The following is a 12,724-nucleotide window of genomic DNA, read 5'->3' as shown; positions in this document are numbered from 1 at the left end:
GAAATCGCTTGAAACTTGGTTATGCGGCGTTAAAAACCGGCTCGGAATGCTCATTGACAACCAGTCAACTGCGCTTCCTCGCCGGTTTTTGCCTTGCCTAACCTGCGTTTCAAACAATTTCGTACACAGCCTAGGACGGTGGCTCGAATGACCTCATATTCATGTTTACTGGAACTGCCGTCAGTGCAGACTTACCAAGCACTACGGACGGGCTCCGGCCTTAGCGGCAAGACTGATGAGGCCTCTGAACGAGGTCTGCCCAATACTCTCTTCGCCGTTCAGATCCTTTATGGGACGCTACCCGTGGGAATGGGGCGCGTGATCGGTGACGGAGGATGCTTCTTTCAAGTTGTGGATATAGCCGTCCTTCCCGCGCATCAAGGAAAAGGCTTAGGAAAACGAATCATGGCTGAAATCATTAAATACATTCAAGCCAACGTCCCTGAAAGTGGGTACGTCAGCCTTATCGCGGATGGCCAGGCACAAGACCTTTACGCACAGTTTGGTTTTGTTCACACGGCACCACGTTCTGTAGGTATGGCTTACAGTTTCCCACCTGGGCCTACCGGTCACACATCTTGGAATCAACCACCGTCAGTTGCGAAATGACTGTGCCAGAAACTCGGTGATCAACGAGGCGATCTGTGACTGGATCAGCGCCCGTGGTCGAGCGTTATCGCCGTCCCGGCAAATGATGCCATCGCCGGGTTCGTCTGCTTCGAGCAACGCCATTGCGCCAGGTTTGCACAACGACAGGAAACTGAAGTGGCTGGCGTCCCGGATCTCGACATAACGACGGGTCGCCGATGGCAATCGCTTGGCCAGGTCGGCGGACTCCAAGCGTGCAGGGAGATCTTCGGAGGGCGCACCCGCCGCGATCACCAGTGCCGGTACCGACAACGCCGCCAGGCTTTCATTGGTGATGCCCCGTGACAGGCCCAGGTCCAGGGTGACGATGGCGGTGACGCGTTTGTCCCTCAGATCACCTTCCAGTCGAGCTTTCGATACCGGGTCGCTGTCAGGGTTGATCTGTTTGTAGACGCTGCAACTGGACAGTTGCGGATGGGTGACGCATTCCTGGATAAACCGCTTGGAGTCGAACCGGGCGCCGGCAATTTCCAGCGCGGTCCAACCACCCAGTGAATGTCCCACCACCGCAATTTGACCTTTCGCCACCCCTCCATACTGACTCGGCTGAGCCATGACCGCATCGATGGCCCGTTGCAGGTCGATGGGCCGCTGCCACAGCTGTGCCGCAGCCTTCGGGTCTCGATCGCGGGTCGTGGTGCCGGGGTGGTTGACCGCGGCCACGATGTAACCCTGGTGAGCCAGGGTGCTGGCCAACCAGGACTGGTTCCCCCAGTTACCGCGAAAACCATGGGAAAGCACCACCAACGGGTGCGCGCCTGCGTCCGGAAGCGCATCGCGTACAGCCAGGTCACCGACGAATACCGCGGTATCAGCGATCAATTGCGGTGTGGCGGTGGTGGTGCTCGGGTACCAGACGACCAGTTCCAGCGGGCGATCATTGTCCTCGTCCGGCAGCGTCCTGGTCTGAAAACCGATGGTCTGGTAGCTTGCGAAGGCCGGTATGGTCAGGCAGATCAGCAGCACGAGGCCGAGTACTTTTTTCATTGTTTTTTCTTCCTTGATGGGATCTGCGTCGATGGGATGCGGCCCGAGGCGCGAGCAACATATCAGTCTTCGTGACGGCTTACTCAAGCATTTCCCGTTGCCAGTGACCACTTCTGGCTGGTAGCAGCCGGGCGTGGGTGGTCGCTTTGGACCCGGAACAGACTGTCGTTCCTGAAGAGCGGGCGACAAACCTCATGTGCTCCAACTTGAACAGCGGGCGGTATCCCGTTAGTGCCTTGGCACCGGCTGCCCATGAAAACATCGGTACGACGGACTATCCGACGGCTGATAACCTCATGGGAGAGAACGATGAGTTGCAGGGAACCAGGCAGCAACGCCTATGCGCGGGGTATCGATGTGTCGCGCTGGCAGGGTGAGATCGATTGGGCGAGGGTGGCGGCGGCCGGCGTCACCCATGGGATCGCGAAAATGAGCGAGGGCGCCACCTACGCCGACCCCAGGTTCGTCGAGAATTTTCGCGGCATGCGCGCCAACGGCTTGCAGGCGGGGGCCTATCACTACTTCAGGGCCTTGAACTGCACCCCAGGCGAGCAACTGGCCAATATCCGCGATCGGCTCGCCGCGGTGGATTTCGAGGTGGGGCGGGACCTTTTCGCCATCGATGTCGAGGCCCGGTACAACGAACAGGCGACCCCGGAGCAGATGGCCGACGGCCTGTTCCAGCTGGTCACGCTGGTCAGGGAACTGCACGGTGGCGCTCATCCGGTCATCTACACCGCTGCCGGCTTCTGGGACCGCCAGGTGGCGTGGCAGTCCTACGATTTCAGCGAGTGCCCGCTGTGGGTCGCCCATTGGCAGGTCGACGAGCCTGTCCTGCCGCAAAGCTGGCGCTGTCGAGGCCTGGGCTGGCGTTGGTGGCAGCACAGCAGCAAGGGCCTGGTGGACGGTATCCAGGGCGAAGTGGACCTTGACTGGGTCACGGTCTGACGGACCGGTCCGGATTTTGGAGGTTTTCTTGGGCAGGCCGATAGCTCGGGTGTAAGGTAACGCAAAAATACCCGTCGAGGCCCCCATGTCCGATCAACCCCTGTCTGGCAGCGTGACCGATGGCGACCGTTTCCGTTTGTTGGTCGATGCCTTGACCGATCACGCGATCTACATGCTCGATCCGCAGGGGCATGTCAGCAGTTGGAACCAGGGCGCACAGCGTATCAAGGGCTACACGGCGGCGGAGGTCGTGGGCAAGCATTTCGCCATGTTCTATACCGCCGAGGACCGGGCCAACGGTGAACCGCAGCGGGCGCTGTCGGTTGCCGCGACCGAAGGGCGCTTCGAGAGGCAGGCCTGGCGGCTGCGCAAGGACGGCACGCGGTTCATGGCCCATGTGATACTGGACCCGATCCGCGCCGACAACGGCGAGATTCTCGGCTTTGCCAAGATCACCCGTGATATCACCGAGTCGGTCCAGGCGCAGAAGGAGCTGGACCTGGCCCGCGAAGCCCTGTTCCAGTCGCAGAAACTCCAGGCCATCGGCCAGCTCAGTGGCGGTATCGCCCATGACTTCAACAACCTGCTGACGGTGATCCGCGGCAACCTCGAACTGCTGAGCAAGCGGGTCGACGGTGATGTGCGGCTCTCCCGGCTGGTGGACAATGCCTTGCAGGGGACCGCGCGCGGCGTCTCGCTGACCCAGCGCATGCTGGCCTTCGCCCGGCGCCAGGAGTTGCGCACCGAGGCGGTTCGCCTGCCACTCCTGCTGGACAACCTCATCGAGCTGTTGCGCAGTTCGGCAGGCGGCCAGGTGACGGTCCTGACCCAACTGGACGAGGCACTGCCGCCGGTGCATGCCGATATCAACCAGCTGGAACTGGCCCTGCTCAACCTGGTGAGCAATGCCCGCGACGCCATGCCGACGGGTGGCAGCATCCGCATCGCCGCCGAAGTTCACGGCAAGGTCGACAGGCTGCCTCACGATGAGTACGTGTGCCTGTCGGTCAGCGACGACGGCGAGGGCATGGACGAGCGCACCCTGGCCTACGCCGCCGACCCGTTCTTCACCACCAAGGGGGTGGGCAAGGGCACCGGTCTGGGTTTGTCGATGGTCCACGGTCTGGCCGAGCAACTGGGGGGGCGCCTGGTCCTCAAGAGCACCAGGGGCCAGGGCACCACCGCCGAACTCTGGCTGCCGGTGGACAAGGAGGCCGACTCGGGAGCTCGCCCATTGGCCGAGGGCCGGCAACAGCCGTTGTTCAAGCCGCTGACGGTGCTGCTGGTCGATGATGACAGCCTGGTGCTCAACAGCACCGTGCTGCTGCTCGAGGACCTGGGGCATCGGGTGCTCTGCGCGACTTCCGGCGCCCAGGCGCTGCTGTGTCTGGAGCAGCATTCGGGCATCGACCTGATGATCACCGACATGATCATGCCGGAAATGGACGGGGCCCAACTGGCCAAGGTGGTGCGCCAGTTGCAGCCGGAACTGCCGATCATTCTGGCCACCGGTTACTCCGGGCACCTGGATGACATGGCCGTCCAGCTGCCGCGGATTCTCAAGCCCTACAGCCAGTCGCAACTGGCGGAGATCCTGGCGCAGGTGTTGTCCCGCGGCACTCGCCCGGCGGCGGACTGACCGCAGGGCGGGTGACCGGTTGCGCCCGTCAATGCCCGGCGCTTTGCCCGCCATCCACATGCAGGATCTCGCCGGTGACGAATCCGGCCGACTCCAGGTAGACGATCGCCTGGGCAATGTCGCCGACTTCGCCCATGCGCCCGACCGGGTGCAGCCGGCCCAGCGCGGCATGGGTCTGCTCGCCGTGCATCGGCGTCTTGATGATGCCGGGGCTGACCGCGTTCACCCGGATCCCGCGCTTGGCGTATTCGATCGCCAGTGACTTGGTCGCCGAGTTGAGTCCGCCCTTGGTCAGCGAGGCCAGTACCGAGGGCACGCCGTCGACGGCGTGATCCACCAGGCTGGTGGTGACGTTGACGATATGACCACCGCCCTGTTTCTCCATCTGTGCGACCGCCAGTTGGGTGATGTAGAAGAAACCGTTGAGGTTCACCGACAGCACATTGGCGTAGTCGGCCGGGGTGTAGGCGGTGAAGGGCTTGGCGATGAAGATCCCGGCGTTGTTGATCAGGCTGTCGATGCGGCCGAAGCGCGCCAGACCTTCGCTGATCACCCGTTCGGCGGTGGCCGGCTCGCCGATGTCACCGGCGATGGTGAGGATGTCCGGATCGTCGGACGGCTGGATCGAGCGGGAGGTGGCGACCACCCGGTAGTCGAGGGCGCGGAAGGCCTTGACCACCTCGGCGCCGATCCCCTGGGATGCGCCGGTAATCACGACGACTTTGCTGGCATTGCTCATGATGAAACCTCTGTAGTCGGTAAAGGAGGGGGCAGTCGGTGGCGCGCGGTGGTCACGACGAGGTCCGGGCCAACTGCTCGCGGTAGGCGGTAGTGGTGATGCCGGCGTAGCCCCAGTTATCGGTGTCGACTTCCTCGATCACGATATGGGTCAGGTCCGGACGTTTGCCGAGCACCCGTTGCAGGGTTTCGGTGATTTCGGCGATGACCTGGGCCTTCTGCTCCCGGGTGACGCCGTCGCGGGTGATGCGCACGTTGACGAAAGGCATGACAACTCTCCAGTGACCGGCCGATCGGGATGACCGGCAGGCAGTGGGGTCAATCTATTGAGTTGCCTGGATGAGATAAATCGGCTTTCAAGAACATCATTAGTAATGTCATGTAATGAATGGCCAGAGCGCCCGCATCGACCGGGTGCTGGAATGAAAAACGCCCCGGACCGCAACGGCCGGGGCGTTTTTCGTTTACGCGGGCCTCGGCGAGGCCCGGCAGGGCAGCGATCAGGCGATAGCGTCCCAGGCGCGATCACCGCGCTCGTCCTTGATGCGGGTCGGCAGGCCCATCACGTCCAGCGCCTTGAGGAACGGCTCGGCTGGCAGTTCCTCGACGTTGGCCATGCGCTGCACGTCCCACTCGCCACGGGCGACCAGCAGGGCGGCGGCCACTGGCGGTACGCCGGCGGTGTAGGAAATGCCCTGGCTGTCGGTTTCGGCGTAGGCGTCCTCATGGTCGGCCACGTTGTAGATGAACAGCTCGCGTGGCTGGCCATCCCTGGTGCCCTTGACCAGGTCGCCGATGCAGGTCTTGCCGGTGTAGCCCGGTGCCAGCGAGGCAGGGTCGGGCAGCACGGCCTTGACCACTTTCAGCGGCACCACTTCCAGGCCTTCGGCGGTCTTGACCGGCTTCTCGGAGAGCAGGCCGAGGTTCTTCAGCACGGTGAACACGTTGATGTAGTGTTCGCCGAAGCTCATCCAGAAGCGCACGTTGGGCACGTCGAGGTTCTTCGACAGCGAGTGCACTTCATCGTGGCCGGTCAGGTACAGGTTCTGCGAGCCCACGACCGGCAGGTCGTCGGTGCGCTTGACTTCGAACATGGTGTTGCTGGTCCACTGGCTGTTCTGCCAGCTCCACACCTGTCCCGTGAATTCGCGGAAATTGATCTCGGGATCGAAATTGGTGGCGAAATATTTGCCATGGGAACCGGCGTTGACATCGAGAATGTCGATCGAGTCAATGCGGTCGAAATACTGTTGCTGCGCCAGGGCCGCATAGGCGTTGACCACACCGGGGTCGAAGCCTACGCCGAGAATGGCGGTGATATTCTTCTGTTGGCATTCCTCGAGGTGCTTCCACTCGTAGTTGCCATACCATGGCGGGGTCTCGCAGACCTTGCCCGGTTCTTCGTGGATGGCGGTGTCGAGGTAGGCCACGCCGGTATCGATGCAGGCACGCAGTACCGACATGTTGAGGAACGCGGAGCCGACGTTGATGACGATCTGCGATTCGGTCTCGCGGATCAGCGCCTTGGTCGCTTCGACGTCCAGTGCGTTCAGTGCAAAAGCCTTGATGTCGGCGGGCTGCTTGAGGCTGCCCTTGGCTTTGACGCTGTCGATGATGGCCTGGCATTTGGAGATGTTGCGCGACGCGATAGCAATACGACCGAGTTCATCGTTGTGCTGCGCGCACTTGTGGGCCACCACCTTGGCGACACCTCCTGCACCAATGATAAGTACGTTCTTCTTCAATTTGCTCATTTCTCCTTGGGACGGCCAGCTTACGAGAGGCTGGACAGGTAATCGTCGTAGCTGAACTCACGAACCGTCTCGACGCTACCGTCGAGTTGTTTCACTACGATGGACGGCATTTTCAGGCCGTTGAACCAGTTTTTCTTGACCATTGTGTAGCCTGCCGCATCGATGAACGACAGTCGATCGCCGATGGCCAGCGGCCGATCGAAGGTGTATTCGCCGAAGATGTCACCCGCCAGGCAGGACTTGCCGCAGACCATGTAGGTGTGGCTGCCGTCGTTCGGCTCCATCTTGGCGTTGAGGCGGTAGATCAGCAGGTCGAGCATGTGCGCTTCGATCGAGCTGTCGACCACCGCCAGGTTCTTGCCGTTGTAGAGGGTGTCGAGCACGGTGACTTCCAGCGAGGCGCTCTGGGTGATCGCCGCTTCGCCCGGCTCCAGGTAGACCTGTACGCCGTACTTCTGCGAGAACGCCTTGAGCCGTGCGCAGAACGCATCCAGGGCATAGCCTTCACCGGTGAAATGGATACCGCCGCCCAGGCTGACCCATTCGACCTTGTGCAGCAGGTGGCCGAAGCGTTCCTCGATGGTGCCCAGCATCTGGTCGAACAGGCCGAAGTCGCCGTTCTCGCAGTTGTTGTGGAACATGAAGCCGGAGATCTGCCCGATGACCTGCTCGATCTTCGCCGGGTCCCATTCGCCCAGGCGGCTGAACGGCCGGGCCGGGTCGGCCAGCAGGTAGTCGGAGCTGCTCACCTGCGGGTTGACCCGCAGACCGCGGGTCTTGCCCGCCGAGGCTTGGGCAAAGCGCTGCAACTGGCCGATGGAGTTGAAGATGATCTTGTCGCAGTTCTCCAGCATTTCGCCGATTTCGTCATCGGCCCAGGCCACGCTGTAGGCATGGGTTTCGCCGGCGAACTTCTGGCGGCCGAGCTTGAGCTCGTAGAGCGACGAGGACGTCGTGCCATCCATGTATTGCTGCATGAGGTCGAACACCGACCAGGTGGCGAAACACTTGAGCGCCAGGAGCGCCTTGGCCCCGGACTGTTCGCGCACGTAGGCGATCTTCTGCAGGTTGACCAGCAGTTTCTGCTTGTCGATGAGGTAGTACGGCGTCTTGATCATTTCGAGGCCTCCGGCAGGGCTAGCCAAAAAAAGGACGCGCATTGTGCCCTTAGTTGGTTCATATCGAAAGGTTATCGGGTGTATTTCGCCCATTGAGTGACTCGCACGGCTCTGCGGGCAGCCTGGACGCAGCGTGACGCAGGCCTGCCGCGCCCTGGTTTTCGTTGGTGCGCACGGCCCTTGACGGACAGGACGCCGGGCTGCGGCCCGAGGCATCCGTGTTCCGGGTGCATGAAAAGCGAAAAGCCCGCCTGGTTCAGGAGCGGGCTTTCGGCAGATGGGTCAAATCCCTTTGACTGCGATCATTGTGTCTGGGGATTGTGACGATATCATGATTGACGGATGGCGCCGTGGCAGCTCGCCAGGCGGCGGGTCGGGTGGTTCAGGACTCGGGGCGTTCCTGAGGGTCGCTCCTTCGCTGCGGCGCAGTGCCGACGTGCACCAGGTTGGCCTCGGCGAAGAAGCCCTGCACGGTACGGTGCTTGGCCTGGTACTCGCAGTGCACCAGGGTGCTGTCCGGCAACTGGCCGGCCTGGGCGGGTTGCTTGACCACCATCCGGATCCCTCCCGAACGCAGTCTTACGTGTTGGCCCGGCTCGAACTTGCTCATGGTTGTCGCTCCAGTAAGGACCCGCCTGCACGAGTGCGCAGAGCGGCGGCAGGGTAAACGCAAGGGTGACTGTCAGGCCTGCATGGGCACCGGGGTACCGACCATCCATTTGGCCAGCCCATGCCGGCCACTGACCCCCAGCTTGGCGGCAGCGCGCTTGAGATAGGTTTCGATGGAGCTGTTCTTGACGCACAGCTTTTCGGCCATCTCCGGCACGGTGCCGCCGTTGAGCAGGCCCAGGCAGACCTCCTGCTCGCGGACCGACAGGGTGATGTCGCACAGCGCCAGGCGTTCCTTGAAGTCACGCTGCAGAGACGTCAGTTCGTTTTCCGCGGCCGGGTTGGGCAGCCAGGTCCCGAGCTTCTGGAGCGACTGGCGGGTGATCTGGGCATGGCGCTCGATCAGCGGCAGGAGCGTTTCCGAGAGGCTCTTGAGGAACGACAGTTCCGTCAGGGAAAAGGTCTTCTGGTGCAGCGGGCGATACAGCGAGATCAGGCTGCGGCGGTTGCTCTTGAGCGACACCAGGCAGCACTGGTGGTACTCGGCATGGCTGCGCGGTCTGCCGGCCACGGCAGGCCTGGCGTTCACCTGGATCAGCAAGGGGTGATCCATCTCGAGGATGTCCTTGCTCAGCGGGTGTTCGCTCGGGTGCCTGACGTTGCTCGGCGGCGGAATGTCTTCCGGCTCGCCGGCCCCGCCCATCAGGCGGATGTCGACGACACGGCCCTGGCGGTCGTCGACGGTCCATTCGCTCAACTCCACCGCATTGACCGGCACCAGTTGCGTGACCAGGCGATAGAGACCCTCGGCGAAGTGTTGCTGACCTACATTGAGGACCAGTTCGCCCAGTTCGTGATAGAAGCGGGCACTTTCCAAATTCAGGATACTGCTGGTTCGGTTCATTCCTGTTTACCTGTTCAGGTGCAGCACCCTGGCAACCTTCCAAAGACCGTTGCCATACGGTGCAAGCCCTACGTTCCTACGACTTCACGAAGCGATTCAGCAATTGGAGTGAATTTGAATCCATATGGGAATCGAGTGTCTGTAGCGGAATTCTGGGACAGAAAAGACGCGGAATCGACGCCAAAAACCTGGCTCTTTATATGATGAATATATTCAAAAGGGTGGAAGCGCTCCCTGGGAAGACCTTTTGGGAATATCAATGTATTGATTTGAAAGAATATTTCTGGCCGGAAGGACTGGACTAAGAGATGACATTTTTGTTACAGGGTTATTGTTGTAAGTCATCGCTTACATGAAGAACTGTTATTTTTCCTTCTCTATGTATGGATATGCGTACAACCTCTGCGCAAGGAAAATGGTCCGAACCCCTGCCATCCATGACGTTCGCGTACGAAGTTGAACGCTGTTGAATGTTGCCGCGCCGGACGGCGGCGGCATGGCGGGGATCCGGGCTGGATCGTGGGTTGCTGGAGCCGGGGGTCAGGCGATCTCGCCGAGCACGTGCCGGCGTTTGTCGCAGGTCTTGCGTACCGCCTGTTCGAAGCGCTCGAGCACCTGGCCAATATCGGCCTCGGTGATGTTCAGCGGCGGCAGCAAGCGCAGCACCGCACCGTGGCGGCCACCGGTTTCGATCACCAGACCGTTCTCGAAGCAGTTGAGCTTGATCTCCCGTGCGCGCTGGCCATCACCCGGGCCCGCACGCCCGCCGACGCCGGGGCGGGTGATTTCGACGCCGAGCATCAGGCCACGCCCGCGCACGTCACCAATGAAGTCATGGCGCTGGGCAATCTGTTTCAGGCCATTCTCGAGTATCTGGCCCATCGCCGAGGCGTTGGCCTCCAGTCGGTTTTCGCGGATATGGCGCATGGTCGCGGCGCCGGCGACCATCGCCAATTGGTTGCCGCGGAAGGTTCCGGCGTGGGTGCCCGGGCCCCAGGTGTCGAGGTGGTCGGCATAGACGATAACCGACAGTGGGTAGCCGCCACCGATGGCCTTGGACAACACCAGGATATCCGGGACGATGCCCGCCTGTTCCAGGGCGAAGGTGGTGCCGGTTCGGCCGAGACCGGTCTGGACTTCATCGATGATCAGCAGGATTTCCTGTTCGAGGGTGATTGCCCGCAGTTCCCTCAGCCAGTTGGCCGAGGCCGGGATGCAGCCACCTTCGCCCTGTATGACTTCCACGATCACCGCCGCCGGCTTGGTCACGCCGCCCTCGGGGTCGCAGAGCACATTGCGGATGTAGTCGATGGACAACTGCTCGGTGTGTTCGCCGCTGGTGCCGAAAGGGCAACGGAAGCGGTAGGGGAAGGGCAGGAAGTGGGTGTCCTGGGCGATGATGCCATGGTTGCTCTTGGGGCGCAGATTGCCCATGGCCGACAAGGCACCGGCGGTCATGCCATGGTAGCCGCCCTGGAACGCCATCAGGGCCGAACGCCGGGTGTAGTGGCGGGCGAGCTTGATGGCGGCTTCGACGGCATCCGAGCCGGTGGGGCCGCAGAACAGGATCTTGCTGGTGTTGCGCATGGCGTCGGGCAGCAGTGAGAACAGTTCCTGGACAAACGCGTACTTGGCCGGCGTCGCCAGATCCAGGCCTTGCTGCAGGTGATCGCCGGCGAGGAACTCCATGACTGCGGCCTTGACCGGCGGCGGGTTGTGGCCCAGGGCCAGGGTTCCGGCGTTGGACAGGCAATCGATGTATTCCTTGCCATGGGCGTCCCTGATCCGCATGCCCTTGCCGCTGACGAACAGTTGCTGGAATGTCGCTGCATAAGTGCGCGCATTCGACTCGACTTTCCTGAGGTAGCTGAGTTCTTCCATTACTTGATCACCCTATGACGGTTGGTGAAACAACAGGTTGCCAACAGATAGCGCTGCTCGCGCATAACAAATCCCGAATGAAGGTTCAGTCGAGTGATGTAACGCTCATGTATTCCTGCAACTGTCGAGCGACAGCCGGGTCGCCGCCGGTATCGATAAGGCCGGTTTGATTCAAGCCGGGCGGGCTTCGATGAACAGATGGCGATTCATGATCTTGCGATGCTGTAGAGGGGCGTGCAAATGTTTCATCGGGAAGTTGTCCCGGTATTGGATGGCAGTCGCCCGGTTATTTCATGCCAGCTGACGGGAGGGATTTAGACTGGCTGTCCGGTGTGCCCGCCAGGGGGCTCTCGGGTATAGACGGGAAAGACTTGGGATGTCATCAGCGAAGTGGAACTTTCCAGGCCTGGAAAAGTCCCGCAAGGCTGATGGGGAGAAAAATCGTTCAGCAGAAATTCATTTGCAAAGTTGTAGCGAAAGGGTTCTTTCAGACTCTAGGGGCAGCATCGATACAGCGACTTCGAGCGTTCTGCGGGTACTGCGCAAGGCGCCCGCGGGATGGCCCGCCGGGTGGCCTGCGTGAGTCACCCGGCAGTGCGTTCGCTGGCGTGCATCCAGCGGATCAGCGAATGGCGCCCGCTTATTCCCATCTTGATGGCGGCCCGTTTGAGGTAGCTTTCCACCGTATTGACCCCCAGGCCCAGGTGTTTTGCCAGCTCTGGCCCGGTCAGGCCGGCGAGCAGGCCGACGCAGATTTCGGTTTCCCGCGATGACAGTTTCAAGCCGGACTGGGACAGGCGCAGGTCGAAGCGCTGGCGCAGGCTTTCGATACCACGGTGGTACTGGCCATCCAGATCAAAGACCGGTTCCTCGCGGCGACGGGCGGGTTGGCGAATGGTGCTGATATGTTTTTCCACCAGGGGCAGCAGCAAGTGGGAGAAGTTATGCAGGGAGGAGCGTTCCTGTGCTGAAAAGTGCTGCGAAGGATTGCAGCGATACAGCGAGATAACGTAGCGGTAGTCTTTCTTGTTGCTGCTCAAGTGCAGTTCAGCGGAATTGTCTGAAGAGAAATCATGCTCCTGGGGGATGCTCTGTCGGCAAGTAGCGAAGCTGGCCAGGCGTTGTGTCGAGTTGTATCCGGCGAGCAAGTCGTCAGTCAATGAGATCGGCGGGGAGGTGTCTGCAGAGGTCCAGTTTGTGTCACGATTTTTATTGTCGAAAGATACTTTCGAGAGGTTGTCTGAAAGATTGCCGACCGGTTCTGCAGGGAACTGGGTAATATGCGTGGCGTCCACTGGGAGGTGGGTCAGAATCAGATCGTGAAGCAGGCGCGGAAAGTGGCTGCTGCCGGTACTTGCAATAACTTTTCCAATGTGTGGGAACAACTTCTGTGCGTTCATCGACTTTACCCGTGTGTCGCCATTTTTCTGTTTAAGGCATAAAAACTCATTACCGATAGAGGGGGCATGAACAGCGAATGCCCCTTGCCACGGCACAA

At 61.1% G+C, this 12,724-nt stretch carries 12 protein-coding genes; 3 read left to right on the top strand and 9 right to left on the bottom strand.

Going from position 1 to position 12,724, the window contains the following annotated elements; all coding sequences use genetic code 11:
* Positions 1 to 183 precede the first annotated feature (183 nt).
* A complete protein-coding gene (locus PF66_RS33320; RefSeq protein WP_241494450.1) occupies positions 184 to 609 on the top strand; it encodes a GNAT family N-acetyltransferase in 426 nt (141 codons plus the stop codon).
* Here the strand turns inward: PF66_RS33320 and PF66_RS26530 are convergent.
* A complete protein-coding gene (locus PF66_RS26530; protein ID WP_054064286.1) occupies positions 595 to 1,635 on the bottom strand; it encodes an alpha/beta hydrolase family protein in 1,041 nt (346 codons plus the stop codon). The genes PF66_RS33320 and PF66_RS26530 overlap by 15 nt on opposite strands.
* Before the next feature lie 309 nt (positions 1,636 to 1,944).
* Here PF66_RS26530 and PF66_RS26525 point away from each other — a divergent pair, with 309 nt between their 5' ends.
* Positions 1,945 to 2,583 carry a glycoside hydrolase family 25 protein gene (locus PF66_RS26525; protein WP_054064285.1) on the top strand — a complete coding sequence of 213 codons (639 nt, stop codon included), beginning with the start codon at positions 1,945 to 1,947 and terminating at the stop codon, positions 2,581 to 2,583.
* Between the two features lie 85 nt (positions 2,584 to 2,668).
* Positions 2,669 to 4,222: an ATP-binding protein gene (locus tag PF66_RS26520; RefSeq protein WP_054064284.1), complete on the top strand. Its 1,554-nt coding sequence runs from the start codon at positions 2,669 to 2,671 to the stop codon at positions 4,220 to 4,222.
* Positions 4,223 to 4,250: 28 nt separating this feature from the next.
* On the opposite strand, the gene PF66_RS26515 is transcribed toward PF66_RS26520, so the two are convergent.
* From PF66_RS26515 to PF66_RS26480, 8 genes are all read right to left on the bottom strand, one after another.
* Positions 4,251 to 4,961 carry an SDR family NAD(P)-dependent oxidoreductase gene (locus PF66_RS26515; RefSeq protein WP_054058113.1) on the bottom strand — a complete coding sequence of 237 codons (711 nt, stop codon included), beginning with the start codon at positions 4,959 to 4,961 and terminating at the stop codon, positions 4,251 to 4,253.
* Between the two features lie 52 nt (positions 4,962 to 5,013).
* Positions 5,014 to 5,229 carry a tautomerase family protein gene (locus PF66_RS26510; protein ID WP_054058112.1) on the bottom strand — a complete coding sequence of 72 codons (216 nt, stop codon included), beginning with the start codon at positions 5,227 to 5,229 and terminating at the stop codon, positions 5,014 to 5,016.
* A gap of 231 nt (positions 5,230 to 5,460) precedes the next feature.
* Complete coding sequence (locus PF66_RS26505; RefSeq protein WP_054058132.1) at positions 5,461 to 6,705, bottom strand: saccharopine dehydrogenase family protein; 1,245 nt, start codon at positions 6,703 to 6,705, stop codon at positions 5,461 to 5,463.
* 29 nt (positions 6,706 to 6,734) lie between these two features.
* Positions 6,735 to 7,832 (bottom strand): carboxynorspermidine decarboxylase, encoded by a 1,098-nt coding sequence (locus tag PF66_RS26500; RefSeq protein WP_054058111.1) that lies wholly within the window; start codon positions 7,830 to 7,832, stop codon positions 6,735 to 6,737.
* Between the two features lie 382 nt (positions 7,833 to 8,214).
* Positions 8,215 to 8,442, bottom strand: coding sequence for a hypothetical protein (locus PF66_RS26495; RefSeq protein ID WP_054058110.1), 228 nt, complete (start codon positions 8,440 to 8,442; stop codon positions 8,215 to 8,217).
* A gap of 72 nt (positions 8,443 to 8,514) precedes the next feature.
* Positions 8,515 to 9,345 (bottom strand): helix-turn-helix domain-containing protein, encoded by an 831-nt coding sequence (locus PF66_RS26490; RefSeq protein WP_054058109.1) that lies wholly within the window; start codon positions 9,343 to 9,345, stop codon positions 8,515 to 8,517.
* Between the two features lie 540 nt (positions 9,346 to 9,885).
* Complete coding sequence (locus PF66_RS26485) at positions 9,886 to 11,226, bottom strand: diaminobutyrate--2-oxoglutarate transaminase family protein (protein ID WP_054064283.1); 1,341 nt, start codon at positions 11,224 to 11,226, stop codon at positions 9,886 to 9,888.
* Between the two features lie 584 nt (positions 11,227 to 11,810).
* On the bottom strand, positions 11,811 to 12,626 hold the full coding sequence (locus tag PF66_RS26480) for a helix-turn-helix transcriptional regulator (RefSeq protein WP_054064282.1): 816 nt from the start codon (positions 12,624 to 12,626) through the stop codon (positions 11,811 to 11,813).
* Positions 12,627 to 12,724 lie beyond the last annotated feature (98 nt).

Origin of the sequence: Pseudomonas asplenii (assembly GCF_001293465.1) — a bacterium.
Lineage (GTDB): Bacteria > Pseudomonadota > Gammaproteobacteria > Pseudomonadales > Pseudomonadaceae > Aquipseudomonas > Aquipseudomonas fuscovaginae_B.
This window is presented reverse-complemented; position numbering and strand designations above follow the sequence as displayed.